This is a genomic window from Paenibacillus residui, assembly GCF_042677205.1.
Taxonomy (GTDB): domain Bacteria; phylum Bacillota; class Bacilli; order Paenibacillales; family NBRC-103111; genus Paenibacillus_L; species Paenibacillus_L residui.
In genome coordinates, this window is record NZ_JBHTIU010000109.1 from 36545 (window position 1) to 49317 (window position 12773).

Annotated in this window: 26 protein-coding genes; all 26 read left to right on the forward strand. The window is 47.6% G+C overall.

What is annotated here, in order from left to right:
* The first annotated feature begins 17 nt into the window (after positions 1–17).
* The 26 genes from rpsJ to infA all read left to right on the forward strand — a co-directional run bounded on the left by rpsJ (position 18) and on the right by infA (position 12706).
* Positions 18–326 (forward strand): 30S ribosomal protein S10, encoded by a 309-nt coding sequence (rpsJ, locus tag ACFQ03_RS25465; RefSeq protein WP_005544556.1) that lies wholly within the window; start codon positions 18–20, stop codon positions 324–326.
* A 71-nt stretch (positions 327–397) separates the two neighbouring features.
* On the forward strand, positions 398–1024 hold the full coding sequence (rplC, locus tag ACFQ03_RS25470) for a 50S ribosomal protein L3 (protein ID WP_144936513.1): 627 nt from the start codon (positions 398–400) through the stop codon (positions 1022–1024).
* A gap of 24 nt (positions 1025–1048) precedes the next feature.
* Positions 1049–1672: a 50S ribosomal protein L4 gene (gene rplD, locus ACFQ03_RS25475; protein ID WP_144936516.1), complete on the forward strand. Its 624-nt coding sequence runs from the start codon at positions 1049–1051 to the stop codon at positions 1670–1672.
* On the forward strand, positions 1672–1962 hold the full coding sequence (gene rplW / locus ACFQ03_RS25480) for a 50S ribosomal protein L23 (RefSeq protein WP_144936519.1): 291 nt from the start codon (positions 1672–1674) through the stop codon (positions 1960–1962). The genes rplD and rplW overlap by 1 nt, the downstream gene beginning before the upstream one ends.
* A gap of 31 nt (positions 1963–1993) precedes the next feature.
* Positions 1994–2824, forward strand: coding sequence for a 50S ribosomal protein L2 (gene rplB, locus ACFQ03_RS25485; protein ID WP_144936522.1), 831 nt, complete (start codon positions 1994–1996; stop codon positions 2822–2824).
* 39 nt (positions 2825–2863) lie between these two features.
* Positions 2864–3145 carry a 30S ribosomal protein S19 gene (rpsS, locus tag ACFQ03_RS25490; protein ID WP_144936525.1) on the forward strand — a complete coding sequence of 94 codons (282 nt, stop codon included), beginning with the start codon at positions 2864–2866 and terminating at the stop codon, positions 3143–3145.
* 43 nt (positions 3146–3188) lie between these two features.
* Complete coding sequence (gene rplV, locus ACFQ03_RS25495; RefSeq protein WP_144936528.1) at positions 3189–3521, forward strand: 50S ribosomal protein L22; 333 nt, start codon at positions 3189–3191, stop codon at positions 3519–3521.
* Between the two features lie 12 nt (positions 3522–3533).
* Positions 3534–4196 (forward strand): 30S ribosomal protein S3, encoded by a 663-nt coding sequence (gene rpsC / locus ACFQ03_RS25500; protein ID WP_144936530.1) that lies wholly within the window; start codon positions 3534–3536, stop codon positions 4194–4196.
* A 2-nt stretch (positions 4197–4198) separates the two neighbouring features.
* Positions 4199–4633 carry a 50S ribosomal protein L16 gene (gene rplP, locus ACFQ03_RS25505; RefSeq protein WP_144936533.1) on the forward strand — a complete coding sequence of 145 codons (435 nt, stop codon included), beginning with the start codon at positions 4199–4201 and terminating at the stop codon, positions 4631–4633.
* Positions 4623–4820 (forward strand): 50S ribosomal protein L29, encoded by a 198-nt coding sequence (gene rpmC / locus ACFQ03_RS25510; protein WP_144936536.1) that lies wholly within the window; start codon positions 4623–4625, stop codon positions 4818–4820. Before rplP ends, rpmC begins: the two co-directional genes overlap by 11 nt.
* Positions 4821–4852: 32 nt before the next feature.
* Positions 4853–5116 (forward strand): 30S ribosomal protein S17, encoded by a 264-nt coding sequence (gene rpsQ, locus ACFQ03_RS25515; protein ID WP_144936539.1) that lies wholly within the window; start codon positions 4853–4855, stop codon positions 5114–5116.
* A 51-nt stretch (positions 5117–5167) separates the two neighbouring features.
* Positions 5168–5536: a 50S ribosomal protein L14 gene (rplN, locus tag ACFQ03_RS25520; protein ID WP_144936542.1), complete on the forward strand. Its 369-nt coding sequence runs from the start codon at positions 5168–5170 to the stop codon at positions 5534–5536.
* Positions 5537–5594: 58 nt separating this feature from the next.
* Entirely contained in the window at positions 5595–5945 is a 351-nt protein-coding gene (gene rplX, locus ACFQ03_RS25525; RefSeq protein ID WP_222126656.1) for a 50S ribosomal protein L24, read from the forward strand.
* A 30-nt stretch (positions 5946–5975) separates the two neighbouring features.
* Entirely contained in the window at positions 5976–6518 is a 543-nt protein-coding gene (rplE, locus tag ACFQ03_RS25530) for a 50S ribosomal protein L5 (protein ID WP_144936545.1), read from the forward strand.
* Positions 6519–6544: 26 nt separating this feature from the next.
* Positions 6545–6730, forward strand: a complete 186-nt coding sequence (locus ACFQ03_RS25535) for a type Z 30S ribosomal protein S14 (protein ID WP_144936548.1) — start codon at positions 6545–6547, stop codon at positions 6728–6730.
* A gap of 30 nt (positions 6731–6760) precedes the next feature.
* A complete protein-coding gene (gene rpsH / locus ACFQ03_RS25540; RefSeq protein WP_144936552.1) occupies positions 6761–7159 on the forward strand; it encodes a 30S ribosomal protein S8 in 399 nt (132 codons plus the stop codon).
* A gap of 32 nt (positions 7160–7191) precedes the next feature.
* A complete protein-coding gene (gene rplF / locus ACFQ03_RS25545; RefSeq protein ID WP_144936555.1) occupies positions 7192–7734 on the forward strand; it encodes a 50S ribosomal protein L6 in 543 nt (180 codons plus the stop codon).
* 45 nt (positions 7735–7779) lie between these two features.
* A complete protein-coding gene (gene rplR, locus ACFQ03_RS25550) occupies positions 7780–8142 on the forward strand; it encodes a 50S ribosomal protein L18 (protein ID WP_144936558.1) in 363 nt (120 codons plus the stop codon).
* 33 nt (positions 8143–8175) lie between these two features.
* Positions 8176–8673 carry a 30S ribosomal protein S5 gene (gene rpsE, locus ACFQ03_RS25555; protein WP_144936561.1) on the forward strand — a complete coding sequence of 166 codons (498 nt, stop codon included), beginning with the start codon at positions 8176–8178 and terminating at the stop codon, positions 8671–8673.
* A gap of 11 nt (positions 8674–8684) precedes the next feature.
* Positions 8685–8873 carry a 50S ribosomal protein L30 gene (gene rpmD, locus ACFQ03_RS25560; protein WP_144936563.1) on the forward strand — a complete coding sequence of 63 codons (189 nt, stop codon included), beginning with the start codon at positions 8685–8687 and terminating at the stop codon, positions 8871–8873.
* Between the two features lie 67 nt (positions 8874–8940).
* Positions 8941–9381 carry a 50S ribosomal protein L15 gene (rplO, locus tag ACFQ03_RS25565; protein WP_144936566.1) on the forward strand — a complete coding sequence of 147 codons (441 nt, stop codon included), beginning with the start codon at positions 8941–8943 and terminating at the stop codon, positions 9379–9381.
* Positions 9381–10679 carry a preprotein translocase subunit SecY gene (gene secY, locus ACFQ03_RS25570; RefSeq protein ID WP_144936569.1) on the forward strand — a complete coding sequence of 433 codons (1299 nt, stop codon included), beginning with the start codon at positions 9381–9383 and terminating at the stop codon, positions 10677–10679. Before rplO ends, secY begins: the two co-directional genes overlap by 1 nt.
* Positions 10680–10764: 85 nt before the next feature.
* Positions 10765–11415: an adenylate kinase gene (locus tag ACFQ03_RS25575; protein WP_144936572.1), complete on the forward strand. Its 651-nt coding sequence runs from the start codon at positions 10765–10767 to the stop codon at positions 11413–11415.
* A complete protein-coding gene (gene map, locus ACFQ03_RS25580; RefSeq protein ID WP_144936575.1) occupies positions 11415–12167 on the forward strand; it encodes a type I methionyl aminopeptidase in 753 nt (250 codons plus the stop codon). The genes ACFQ03_RS25575 and map overlap by 1 nt, the downstream gene beginning before the upstream one ends.
* Positions 12168–12170: 3 nt before the next feature.
* The gene (locus ACFQ03_RS25585; RefSeq protein WP_144936578.1) at positions 12171–12485 is read left to right on the forward strand and encodes a KOW domain-containing RNA-binding protein; all 315 of its coding nucleotides are present in this window, start codon (positions 12171–12173) and stop codon (positions 12483–12485) included.
* Positions 12486–12487: 2 nt separating this feature from the next.
* Positions 12488–12706: a translation initiation factor IF-1 gene (gene infA, locus ACFQ03_RS25590; RefSeq protein WP_144936581.1), complete on the forward strand. Its 219-nt coding sequence runs from the start codon at positions 12488–12490 to the stop codon at positions 12704–12706.
* The last annotated feature ends 67 nt before the right edge of the window (positions 12707–12773 follow it).

The following is a 12773-nucleotide window of genomic DNA, read 5'->3' on the forward strand; positions in this document are numbered from 1 at the left end:
AAGAAGGAGGGACTACTATGGCAAAGCAAAAGATTCGTATTCGCTTGAAAGCATACGATCACAGAATTCTTGATCAATCCGCCGAGAAAATCGTAGAAACGGCAAAACGTTCGGGAGCAGGTGTATCCGGACCGATTCCGCTTCCTACCGAGAAGCAAATCATCACGATTCTGCGTGCGGTTCACAAGTACAAGGATTCCAGAGAGCAATTCGAAATGCGTACGCATAAACGTTTGATTGACATTGTCAACCCGACGCCGCAAACGGTCGATGCGCTCATGCGTTTGGACTTGCCGTCCGGTGTGGACATCGAAATCAAGCTGTAGAATAGAAGATCGAAGCAACGAGTAACGAATATTTCATTTCAGAAGGATTGTAAAGGAAAAGAGGTGTCAACATGACTAAAGGTATCTTAGGTAGAAAACTGGGGATGACTCAAGTATTTACACCGGAAGGTGTAGTTCTGCCCGTAACGGTAATTCAAGCCGGCCCTTGTGTTGTTCTGCAGAAGAAAGACGTGGAGAACGACGGTTATGAGGCGATTCAGATCGGTTTTGAAGATAAGAAGGAAGTTCGCGCCAACAAGCCTGAGTCAGGCCATGCCAAAAAAGCGAACACAGCACCTAAGCGCTACATTAAAGAATTTCGCGGAGTTCAGTTGGCAGATTATGAGGTAGGACAAGAAATTAAAGTAGATCTGTTCAGCGAAGGCGAATTCGTAGACGTAACTGGCACTTCGAAAGGTAAGGGATTTGCCGGATCTATCAAAAGACATGGACAGCACAGAGGGCCTATGTCTCACGGTTCCCGTTATCATCGCGGACCGGGTTCGATGGGATCGATTCAAGCCAACCGTGTTCCCAAAGGCAAGAAATTACCGGGACATATGGGTCAGGAAACCGTTACGCTGCAAAATCTGCAAGTCGTTAAAGTGGATGCGGAGCGCAATGTAATTCTGGTTAAAGGATCTATTCCAGGACCTAAAAATAGCTTCGTCAGCATCAAATCTTCGGTTAAGAAGTAATTTTGCGAGAAAGGAGGATTCATCATGCCAAAAGTAGCATTATACAACGTTAGCGGAGCTCAGGTTGGTGAAGTTGAACTGTCCGATGCCGTATTCGGAGTTGAACCGAATCAACACGTGCTTCATGAAGCTGTTGTTATGCAGCAGGCTTCCCAGCGTCAGGGAACGCACAAGGTTAAAGGTCGCTCCGAAGTAAGAGGCGGAGGACGCAAGCCTTGGAAACAAAAAGGAACTGGTCGCGCTCGTCAAGGCAGCATCCGTGCGCCGCAGTGGAAAGGCGGAGGTGTTGTATTCGGCCCGACTCCACGCAGCTATGGATACAAATTGCCTAAGAAGGTTCGCCGTTTAGCAATCAAATCAGCTCTTTCTTCTAAAGTGATCGAGAACGAGATTATTGTGTTGGATCAACTTCAAATGAATCAGCCTAAAACGAAGGAATTCGCAGCTATTCTGAAAAATTTGAAGGCCGATCGCAAGGCACTGATCGTCGCTCCGAGCTTCGATGAAAATGTGGCATTGTCCGCTCGTAATCTCCCGGGAGTTAAATTTGTAACTGCTGAAGGAATCAACGTATTGGACGTATTGGTTCACGACAAACTCATCATTACGAAGGAAGCGGTTGAGAAAGTAGAGGAGGTTCTTGCGTAATGAAAAATCCTCGTGACATTATCAAGCGTCCGTTAATTACGGAACGTTCTGCAGATATGATGGCCGAGAAGAAATACGTGTTTGAAGTGGATATTAAGGCCAACAAAACGCAAATTCGGCAGGCGATTGAAGAAATTTTCAAAGTGAAAGTCCTTAAAGTCAACACTTTAAGAATGCCCGGCAAGCCGAAGCGCTATGGCCGTTTCTCCGGATACAGACCGGATTGGAAGAAAGCTTTTGTTACCTTAAGCCCGGACAGCAAAGAACTTGAGTTCTTTGAAACGGTCTAAGGCCATTTTGTGAAGATAGGAGGGAATCCGAATGTCATTTAAAAAATACAAACCGACATCTCCGGGAAGACGCGGTATGAACGTATCTACCTTCGAAGAGATTACGACAAGCACGCCTGAGAAGTCTTTGCTGGCTCCGCTGAGCAAGACGGCAGGACGGAACAACCAAGGTAAAATTACGGTTCGTCACCATGGCGGCGGACATAAGCGTAAGTACCGGATTATCGATTTCAGACGGAACAAAGATGGAATACCTGGACGCGTTGCTACGATCGAGTACGATCCGAACCGGACAGCTAATATTGCCTTGATCCACTATGCAGACGGAGAGAAGCGTTACATTCTTGCCCCACAAGGTTTGAAGGTGAACGATGTAATCGAGTCCGGAGCAGCTGCGGATATCAAGGTCGGAAACAGCCTTCCACTGGAAAATATTCCGGTAGGTACGCTTATCCACAATATCGAATTGAAGCCCGGCAAAGGCGGACAGCTCGTTCGTGCTGCTGGAACAGAGGCTCAGCTTCTTGGTAAAGAAGATAAGTACGTAACTGTTCGTTTATCTTCTGGAGAAGTACGCCGCATTCTCAAGGTTTGCCGCGCAACGATCGGTTCTGTCGGCAACGAGGACCATGAGCTGCTCAAAATCGGTAAAGCCGGCCGCTCCCGTTGGTTGGGCAAACGCCCGGTAGTCCGCGGGGTAGTTATGAACCCGAACGATCACCCTCACGGTGGTGGTGAAGGTCGTGCTCCAATCGGACGCAAATCTCCGATGTCTCCATGGGGTAAACCTACGCTTGGTTACAAAACCCGTAAAAAAGGTAAAGCTTCTAGTAAGTACATTGTACGTGGACGTACGAAATAATATTCAGATCCGTAAGGTTGGATGAAGGGAGGAACAGCTATGGGTCGCAGTTTGAAAAAAGGACCGTTTGTGGACAGCTATTTGCTTAAGAAGGTTGAGGAAGCCGACAGCACAAGCAAAAAAGTAGTGATCAAGACCTGGTCTCGCCGCTCCACCATTTTCCCTCAATTTGTCGGACATACTTTTGCCGTATACGATGGCAGAAAGCATGTGCCTGTGTATGTAACGGAAGACATGGTTGGGCATAAGCTCGGTGAATTTGCTCCAACCCGGACATACAAAGGGCATACGGACGACGACAAAAAAACCGGCAGACGCTAATAGCCGGAATCAGTAAGCGATATGTTTGAGAGGAGGTAGACTCATGCAAGCAACTGCAAGTGCAAGATATATTCGCATTGCTCCTCGTAAAGTTCAATTGGTTATCGATCTGATCCGCGGCAAGAACGTGGGAGAAGCTATCGCTATTTTGCGTCATACGCCTAAAGCCGCTTCTCCGGTCGTGGAGAAAATTTTGAACGCAGCGATTGCGAATGCTGAGCATAATCATTCCCTGGATCCGGAGAAGCTGTATATCGCTCAAGCTTATGTAAATCAGGGTCCGATCATGAAACGTTTTCGGCCGCGTGCTATGGGACGTGCTAGCCGTATCAATAAACGCACAAGCCACATTACGTTAGTGGTATCTGAAAAATAAGGAGGGATACATGTGGGTCAAAAAGTAAGTCCGGTCGGATTGAGAATAGGCATCATTCGTGATTGGGAATCCAAATGGTACGCAGATAAAGACTATGGCGATCTGCTCCTGGAGGATGTCAAAATCCGCGAATATCTTAAAGGTAAGCTGAAGGATGCTTCTGTTTCCCGTATTGATATCGAACGTGCTGCTAATCGGGTGAACGTAACCATCCATACGGCTAAACCAGGAATGGTTATTGGTAAAGGCGGTTCCGAGGTAGAGAATATCCGCGCCTACATTGCCAAATTGTCTAACAAGAAGGTCCACATCAATATTACAGAAATTAAAAATCCTGAGCTGGATGCAACATTGGTTGCAGAAAGCATTGCACAGCAACTCGAGCGTCGCGTATCTTTCCGCCGGGCTATGAAGCAGGCTATTCAAAGATCGATAAGAGCAGGCGCTAAAGGAATCAAGACGTCTGTCAGCGGACGTTTGGGCGGGGCGGAAATCGCTCGTACGGAAGGCTACAGCGAAGGTACCGTGCCTCTGCACACTCTGCGTGCGGACATCGACTACGGAACTGCTGAAGCTCATACCACTTACGGACGGATCGGTGTGAAGGTATGGATCTATCGTGGAGAGGTTCTTCCGCCAGCTAAGAAGAAGGCTGAACAGGAAGGAGGAAACTAATCATGTTAATGCCTAAACGTGTTAAACACCGCAAGGAACATCGCGGTAAGATGAAAGGCAGAGCCAAGGGCGGGACGGAAGTCACTTTCGGCGAATATGGCCTGCAGGCTATGGAGCCGTCCTGGGTTACCAACCGTCAGATTGAGGCTGCCCGTATTGCCATGACCCGTTACATTAAGCGTGGCGGTAAAGTATGGATTAAAATTTTCCCTTCCAAGCCGATCACCCAGAAGCCTCTTGAGGTGCGGATGGGTAGCGGTAAAGGAAGCGTAGAGAAATGGGTTGCAGTTGTTAAACCCGGTAAAATTTTGTTTGAATTGGCCGGAGTAAGCGAAGAGGTGGCTCGCGAAGCGATGCGCCTGGCTGCTCACAAACTGCCGATCAAAACAAAGTTTGTGAAACGTGATGAATTGGGTGGTGAAGCAAATGAAGGCTAGTGAATTTCGCAACTTAACCACTGAAGAGATCGAGCGCAAAATTTCCGGTTTCAAGGAAGAACTGTTCAACCTCCGTTTTCAACTGGCTACCGGCCAACTGGATAACCCGTCTCAAATCCGTAAAGTGCGCAAAGAAATTGCACGTGCCAAGACCATTTTGCGTGAAAGAGAACTCGGCATCAGCTAAGCTGAACCAGAGAGAAGAAAGGAGGATCCTTCATGAGTGAACGTAACGAACGCAAAGTTCAAATCGGTAAAGTTGTCAGCGACAAAATGGATAAAACCATCGTTGTAGCTGTAGAAACTTACAAGAAGCACTCCCTCTACCACAAGCGTATTAAATATACGAAGAAATTCAAGGCGCATGACGAGAACAACCAAGCCAAGATCGGCGATGTGGTTAAAATTATGGAAACCCGTCCGCTGTCCAAAGACAAGCGCTGGAGACTGGTTGAAATCGTAGAGGAAGCTGTAGTCATTTAAGCCGTTGCTATATAGATTTTTTCGGAAATAGGTTGAAAGGAGGTCGCTGGAATGATTCAACAACAAAGCCGTTTAAGCGTAGCCGACAACTCTGGTGCGAAGCAATTGATGTGTATTCGCGTACTTGGTGGAACAGGACGCAAGTTTGCCAATATTGGTGATTTGATCGTCTGCTCCGTCAAAGAAGCAACACCAGGCGGCGTTGTCAAAAAGGGTGATGTAGTTAAGGCGGTTATCGTTCGTTCTAAGCGTGGTGCTCGCCGGAAAGATGGTTCTTACATCACTTTCGATGAGAACGCAGCTGTTATCGTCAAAGAAGACAAAAGCCCTCGCGGAACCCGTATTTTCGGGCCGGTTGCCCGGGAGCTTCGTGATAAAGACTTCATGAAGATTATTTCGTTGGCGCCTGAAGTTATTTAATTGGGCCGCTGGCGTAACGCAGTTAGAACCATCCGTTACTTAGGAGGTGTACTTGAAAATGCCGAAAGCTAAACAGCTTGAATCCCATAATAACAAATTGCACGTCAAAAAAGACGATACGGTATTTGTTATTACCGGTAAAGATAAAGGCAAGAAGGGCCGTGTCATCGCAGCTTATCCGCGTCAGAACCGCGTGTTGGTGGAAGGCGTGAACATGGTCAAGAAGCATTCCAAACCATCCCAGCAAAATCCGCAAGGCGGAATCATCGAACAGGAAGCTCCGATTCATGTTTCCAACGTGATGCTGCTGGATCCGAAGAGCGGACAACCGACCCGTATCGGATACAAAACGCTCGACAATGGCAAAAAAGTCCGGATCGCGAAAAAATCCGGAGAAGTTATTGATTAAGTTTAGTGCGGAAAGGAGGTACATGTCAGCATGGCAGCTAGATTAAAGGATCGTTATCTGAATGATGTTACCCCTGCATTGATGCAGAAGTTTAATTACACGACCGTCATGCAGGTTCCTAAAATAGAGAAGATTGTCATCAATATGGGCGTGGGCGACGCTGTGGCTAACTCCAAGGTTCTGGACAGCGCAGTTGAGGATCTTCAGCTGATCGCCGGTCAGAAGCCTGTTATTACAAGAGCAAAGAAATCTATTGCAGGTTTTAAATTGCGTGAAGGAATGCCGATCGGAGTTAAAGTAACCCTGCGCGGTGAACGCATGTACCATTTCCTGGATAAGCTGTTTAACGTAGCTCTTCCACGCGTACGTGACTTCCGCGGGGTGTCGAACAAGGCATTCGACGGCCGCGGCAACTATACGCTTGGTTTGAAGGAACAGCTCATTTTCCCGGAAATCGATTATGACAAAGTAGACAAAGTTCGCGGTATGGACGTAGTTATCGTAACAACCGCCAAAACGGATGAAGAATCCCGCGAATTGCTTGCTCAATTGGGTATGCCTTTCGCCAAATAATTCCAACTATTGGAGGTGGAAAGTAAGTGGCAAAAACCTCGATGATCGTAAAGCAACGCCGTAAACCGAAATTTCAGGTTCGTGCATATACCCGTTGCGAGCGTTGTGGTCGTCCGCATTCCGTTCTGCGCAAATTCAAAATCTGCAGAATATGTTTCCGTGAATTAGCATACAAAGGCCAGATTCCTGGCGTCAGAAAAGCAAGCTGGTAATCACCCTAGTTCGGGAAGGAGGTTCGCAATATGGTAATGTCTGATCCGATTGCAGATATGCTTACTCGCATTCGCAACGCTAATACAGTTCGTCATGAAACTGTGGAAATTCCCGCTTCCAAGATCAAGAAGGAAATTGCTGAAATCCTGAAAAGAGAAGGTTTCATCCGCGACGCGGAATACGTTCAGGATAGCAAGCAAGGAATTATCCGCCTGTTTCTGAAATATGGTCCGAACAACGAGCGCGTTATTACCGGGCTGAAAAGAATCAGCAAGCCGGGATTGCGCGTATATTCCAAAAGCCAAGAGATTCCTAAAGTATTGGGCGGTCTGGGTTTGGCGATCATTTCCACGTCTCGCGGTGTGATGACGGATAAGGAAGCACGTCAGGCCAACGCAGGCGGAGAAGTTCTCTGCTACGTATGGTAATGTTTTTATCGTAAACGAATGGAGGTGCACACATGTCTCGAGTTGGACGCAAACCGATTGCTGTTCCAGGCGGCGTTACAGTGACTTTGGACAATTCCGTAATTACGGTTAAAGGTCCTAAAGGAACATTGACCCGCGAACTGCATAAGGAAATTAATGTAAATATTGAAGATAACACTATTCTGATCGAACGTCCTTCAGATAATAAATTGCATCGTTCCCTGCACGGAACTACCCGCACTGTGGTAGCGAATATGGTTAACGGTGTAACGGAAGGATACGCGAAAGCGTTAGAGCTTGTCGGGGTCGGATACCGCGCTAACAAAAGCGGCAACAAGCTTGTGCTGAACGTTGGCTACTCCCATCCGGTTGAGATCGAAGCGGAAGAAGGAATCGAGTTCGAAGTTCCTTCCAATACGAAAGTGATTGTTAAAGGTATCGATAAAGAGCAGGTTGGCGCTACAGCGGCCAAAATCCGCTCTATTCGTAAGCCTGAGCCTTACAAAGGCAAAGGAATCAAGTATGAAGGCGAACGGATTATCCGCAAGGAAGGTAAAGCCGGTAAGAAGAAGTGATTTCTCTGAAGCGTGTTAAGGGAAATGGAAAGGAGTGACAACCGAATGATTACTAAATCCGATAAAAATCAAGCCCGCGTGAAAAGACACCTTCGTGTCCGCAAGAAAATTGAAGGGACGACGGAACGTCCTCGCCTGAACATTTTCCGTTCCGAGAAGCATATGTACGCTCAAGTTATTGACGATGTTAAAGGCGTTACGATCGCAGCGGCCTCTACATTGGATAAAGAATTGAAGATGGAGAACGGCGGCAATGTCGAAGCGGCCCGCCAAGTAGGTGCCTTGATTGCCAAGCGTGCCAAAGAGAAAGGCATCGACAAAGTAGTATTTGACCGCGGTGGTTATCTGTATCATGGTCGCGTACAGGCTCTGGCCGATGCGGCACGGGAAGCAGGATTAGAATTCTAACCGCGAATTCACTTAATAAGGAGGTAATAGAACTTGCGTGTAGATCCCAACACTTTAGAACTTAAGGATAAAACAGTTCACATCAACCGTGTTGCTAAAGTAGTTAAAGGTGGTCGTCGCTTCAGCTTCAGCGCTCTCGTTGTTGTTGGCGACGAGAAGGGCTGGGTTGGCGCCGGAATCGGTAAAGCTTCTGAAGTCGGCGATGCGATCCGCAAAGGCATCGAAGACGCCAAGAAGAATCTGGTCTATGTTCCGCTGGTCAACACTACTATTCCGCACTTTGTAATTGGACGGTTCGGTGCGGGTAAAGTTTTGATGAAGCCGGCAGCAGAAGGTACCGGAGTTATTGCCGGAGGACCTGTTCGTGCGGTGCTCGAACTGGCAGGCGTAGGCGACATTCTGACCAAGTCTTTAGGATCTTCCAATCCTATCAACATGGTCAACGCCACTTTGGAAGGCTTGCAGCGTTTGAAGAAAGCAGAAGACGTTGCTAAACTTCGGGGTAAAACTGTAGAAGAGTTATTAGGTTAGGAGGGGAAACGATGACCAAGCAATTAGCAATCACCCTCAAGCGCAGTTTGATCGGACGTCCGGAGACCCACCGCACAACGGTTAGAACTTTAGGTCTGCGTAAACTGCACCAGACTGTTGTTCAACCGGATAACGCGGCTATTCGGGGCATGGTGAATCAAGTTAGCCATTTGGTTGAAGTTAAAGAAGTCGAGGCTTAAGAATCCGTTCGGATGACATTCCGGCTTCAACATAACAGATTGCAAAAATTATAAGGAGGTGCACACGATGAAATTGCATGAACTTACTCCTGCAGCCGGCTCCCGTCATGAGAAAAAGCGTGTTGGTCGTGGTATTGCCAGCGGTAACGGAAAAACTGCAGGCAGAGGTCATAAGGGGCAGAAAGCCCGTTCCGGCGGCGGTGTACGTCCTGGATTCGAGGGTGGACAAAACCCGCTGTTCCGTCGACTTCCAAAACGCGGTTTTACGAACATTTCGCGCAAGGAATATGCAGTGGTTAACCTCGACCGCCTGAATCAATTTACAGAGGGCGCTGAGGTGACACCAGAGGTTTTAGTGCAAGCCGGTATTGTTAAAAATACTCTGAGCGGCATCAAGATCTTAGGGGAAGGCGAACTGACCGTTAAGCTGACAGTTAAAGCCAATAAGTTCTCTAAATCTGCGGTGGAAAAAATTGAAGCTGCCGGTGGTAAAACCGAGGTGATTTAATGTTAAAGACCATATCAAACATCATGAAAGTAGAGGATCTTCGCAGAAGGATCCTGTTTACTCTTCTCGTTCTGATTGTCTATCGGATTGGTGCGTTTATTCCAGTGCCCAATATCGATACTGACATTTTATCAGCTACTGACCGGCAGCAAGCAGATATATTCGGGCTGTTAAATACTTTCTCAGGCGGCGCCTTGTTCCAATTCTCCATTTTCGCCATGGGTATTTTTCCATACATTACAGCGTCCATTATCGTTCAGCTGTTGTCTATGGATGTTGTCCCCAAGTTTGCGCAGTGGGCTAAAGAAGGGGAAGCGGGACGCAAGAAGCTTACTCAATTTACAAGATACGGAACGATCGTACTTGGGTTGATCCAGGCTTTCGGAACTTCGGTTGGATTTAACAGCTATTACGGCAATCTGGTCATCGATCCGAGCTTCACAACCTACGCGATGATCGCTATCGTATTGACTGCAGGTACTGCTTTCTTGATGTGGTTGGGTGAACAAATTACCGAGCATGGGATCGGAAACGGGATTTCCATCCTTATCTTTGCCGGTATTGTAGCAGGAATTCCGACTCACGGACGCGCAATCTATCTTCAGCTGTTTGTTGACGCAGGAGATGCGCTGTTCCTTAATATCATTAAATTTATTGTTATCCTTGTTGCGATTGTCCTCATTATTGCCGGGGTTATTTTCGTTCAACAAGGTGTGCGCAAAATCCCTGTACAGTATGCCAAACGCGTAGTTGGGCGTAAAATGTACGGCGGTCAGTCGACTCATATTCCGCTTAAAGTGAACGCAGCAGGGGTTATTCCGGTCATCTTCGCGATGTCGCTGCTGATGTTCCCAGCTACGATTGCACAGTTCTGGAGTGGAAATGTCGTCGCCAATTGGATCATCGAAAATCTGTCCTTCACCGCTCCGCTCGGTATGGTTCTGTACGTTCTGTTGATTATCGGATTTACATTCTTCTATACGTTCGTACAAATTAACCCTGAGCAAATGGCGGACCAAATGAAGAAAAACGGCGGATACATTCCTGGGATTCGTCCAGGTAAGACGACCTCGGTTTATTTAACGAGAGTAATGACAAGAATTACATTATCGGGTGCCATATTCCTGGCGGCTATCTCCATTCTCCCTATGCTGTTCGGAGGATTGGCCGGTCTGCCGGAATCGGTGCGAATCGGTGGAACTTCACTCTTGATCGTAGTCGGAGTTGCGCTTGAGACTATGAAACAAATCGAAAGCCAGCTGATCAAACGTCACTACAAAGGGTTTATCAACAAATAAGAAGCTTTGCATTCGCATTGCAGGCTAGCGATAAGTAGACTGGATTCATCGCTTTGTCTGTCACCTTCGGGGAGGTTAAAGCGAAGTGAACATTTTATTTATGGGTCCTCCCGGGGCGGGGAAAGGGACTCAAGCGGAAAGAATCGTCAGCGAGTTCGGGATCCCTCACATTTCTACCGGAGACGCTTTTCGTTTGGCCAAGAGCCAGGCTACACCGCTTGGCTTGGAAGCCCAGAAGTATATGGATCAGGGTCTCCTGGTGCCGGACGACATAACGATCGGCATTGTGAGGGACAGACTGATGCAGCCGGATTGTGAACAAGGATTTCTGCTGGACGGGTTTCCAAGAACGACGGCCCAGGCCGAAGCACTTGATGAAATCATGGAGTCCATGGGAAGAAAACTGGATCACGTCATTGATCTGCAAGTCGATCGCAACCTGCTGTTGGCGAGATTGACCGGTAGAAGAATTTGCAAATCCTGCGGAGCTACTTACCACGTTATGTTTAATCCGCCTCAGGCGGAGGGAACATGCGATAAATGCGGCGGCGAGCTGTATCAGCGGGCCGATGATAACGAGGAGAAAGTAGGTACCCGGTTGGATGAATATACCAACAAGACGGCACCTCTGCTTGATTACTACCGGGCTAAAGGTATTTTACGTCAAGTTGACGGAGAGCAGGAAATTGATTCGGTTACTGCAAACATCCATTCTCTGCTAAGAGGGAATGCCTGATGATTATTTGTAAGTCCGAATACGAGTTGGATTTAATGAGGGAAGCAGGTCGGATTGTGGCGGAGACCCACCGATTGCTTTCCAAAGAGATCCGACCTGGTGTGACGACCAAAGAATTGGATCGGATCGCGGAAGAATTCATTCGCAGTCAGGGTGCGACACCATCTTTTAAAGGCTACAACGGTTTTTCCGGCAGTATCTGTGCTTCAGTCAATGAAGAGTTGGTACATGGAATACCCGGACCCAGAAAACTAAAAGAAGGCGACATCATCAGCATAGATATCGGAGCACAATATCAAGGCTATCATGGCGACTCTGCATGGACCTATCCGGTAGGGGAGATCTCTTCAAGCGCTCAGAAATTGCTGGAAGTGACCGAAAAGGCTCTATATGATGGACTTGCAGAAGCCAAACCGGATGCTCGCCTGTTCACAATTTCACATGCTATTCAACGCACGGTTGAAGCGGAAGGGTTCTCCATTGTCCGGGAATATGTCGGTCATGGAATCGGGGCCAGCCTGCATGAAGAGCCGCAAATACCGAACTACGGACTTCCTGACCGAGGGCCTCGCCTGAAGCCCGGTATGGTCTTGGCCATCGAGCCGATGGTAAACATCGGCGAACGGTATGTCAAAACATTGGATGATCAATGGACGGTTGTGACGGTAGACGGATCTCTCTGTGCTCATTTCGAGCATACTATCGCGATTACGAACGATGGGTACGAGATCCTGACTAAATCGGAAATGTAGGTGATGAGCGTGGAGGTATCCGATCATCCCCGGCTTGGGCAAATTGTACAGATCCTGAAAGGAAGGGACACTGGAAAATTCGGGATTATCATACAAATCGTCGATGACCGTTTCGTTCTTATCGCGGACGGCGATAAGAGGAAATTCGATCAGCCAAAGAAGAAAAACCTGCTTCACCTTAAATTGCTAGAAGCGGTAAGCAGTGAGGTTGTGGATAGTTTAACGGAAACCGGTCGTGTGACCAACGGAAAACTGCGATATGCACTGAGCAAGTTTGTGGAAGAGCAACAAGCCTCAGTTCATGAGAAAGGAGAATAACGGTGGCCAAAGAAGATGTTATTGAAGTTGAAGGTACGGTAGTAGAACCTCTCCCGAATGCCATGTTTAAAGTGGAATTGGAGAACGGTCATAAAATTTTGGCTCACGTATCTGGTAAAATTCGAATGCACTTTATCCGGATTTTGCCTGGAGACAAGGTTACAGTCGAGCTTTCCCCTTATGATCTGACAAGAGGACGCATTACGTACCGCTTTAAATAAGTCGGCATTCCTGTTAGTGACGCATGAGATAGATGAGGTTATGCATATGAAGTATGGTTTTGCTCAG

Excerpts from the sequence above, each read along its gene's own strand:
- rpsJ (WP_005544556.1), top strand. The coding sequence starts at position 18 with ATGGCAAAGCAAAAGATTCGTATTCGCTTGAAAGCATACGATCACAGA.
- rplC (WP_144936513.1), top strand. The coding sequence starts at position 398 with ATGACTAAAGGTATCTTAGGTAGAAAACTGGGGATGACTCAAGTATTT.
- rplD (WP_144936516.1), top strand. The coding sequence starts at position 1,049 with ATGCCAAAAGTAGCATTATACAACGTTAGCGGAGCTCAGGTTGGTGAA.
- rplW (WP_144936519.1), top strand. The coding sequence starts at position 1,672 with ATGAAAAATCCTCGTGACATTATCAAGCGTCCGTTAATTACGGAACGT.
- rplB (WP_144936522.1), top strand. The coding sequence starts at position 1,994 with ATGTCATTTAAAAAATACAAACCGACATCTCCGGGAAGACGCGGTATG.
- rpsS (WP_144936525.1), top strand. The coding sequence starts at position 2,864 with ATGGGTCGCAGTTTGAAAAAAGGACCGTTTGTGGACAGCTATTTGCTT.
- rplV (WP_144936528.1), top strand. The coding sequence starts at position 3,189 with ATGCAAGCAACTGCAAGTGCAAGATATATTCGCATTGCTCCTCGTAAA.
- rplP (WP_144936533.1), top strand. The coding sequence starts at position 4,199 with ATGTTAATGCCTAAACGTGTTAAACACCGCAAGGAACATCGCGGTAAG.
- rpmC (WP_144936536.1), top strand. The coding sequence starts at position 4,623 with ATGAAGGCTAGTGAATTTCGCAACTTAACCACTGAAGAGATCGAGCGC.
- rpsQ (WP_144936539.1), top strand. The coding sequence starts at position 4,853 with ATGAGTGAACGTAACGAACGCAAAGTTCAAATCGGTAAAGTTGTCAGC.
- rplN (WP_144936542.1), top strand. The coding sequence starts at position 5,168 with ATGATTCAACAACAAAGCCGTTTAAGCGTAGCCGACAACTCTGGTGCG.
- rplX (WP_222126656.1), top strand. The coding sequence starts at position 5,595 with ATGCCGAAAGCTAAACAGCTTGAATCCCATAATAACAAATTGCACGTC.
- rplE (WP_144936545.1), top strand. The coding sequence starts at position 5,976 with ATGGCAGCTAGATTAAAGGATCGTTATCTGAATGATGTTACCCCTGCA.
- rpsH (WP_144936552.1), top strand. The coding sequence starts at position 6,761 with ATGGTAATGTCTGATCCGATTGCAGATATGCTTACTCGCATTCGCAAC.
- rplF (WP_144936555.1), top strand. The coding sequence starts at position 7,192 with ATGTCTCGAGTTGGACGCAAACCGATTGCTGTTCCAGGCGGCGTTACA.
- rplR (WP_144936558.1), top strand. The coding sequence starts at position 7,780 with ATGATTACTAAATCCGATAAAAATCAAGCCCGCGTGAAAAGACACCTT.
- rpmD (WP_144936563.1), top strand. The coding sequence starts at position 8,685 with ATGACCAAGCAATTAGCAATCACCCTCAAGCGCAGTTTGATCGGACGT.
- rplO (WP_144936566.1), top strand. The coding sequence starts at position 8,941 with ATGAAATTGCATGAACTTACTCCTGCAGCCGGCTCCCGTCATGAGAAA.
- secY (WP_144936569.1), top strand. The coding sequence starts at position 9,381 with ATGTTAAAGACCATATCAAACATCATGAAAGTAGAGGATCTTCGCAGA.
- map (WP_144936575.1), top strand. The coding sequence starts at position 11,415 with ATGATTATTTGTAAGTCCGAATACGAGTTGGATTTAATGAGGGAAGCA.
- ACFQ03_RS25585 (WP_144936578.1), top strand. The coding sequence starts at position 12,171 with ATGAGCGTGGAGGTATCCGATCATCCCCGGCTTGGGCAAATTGTACAG.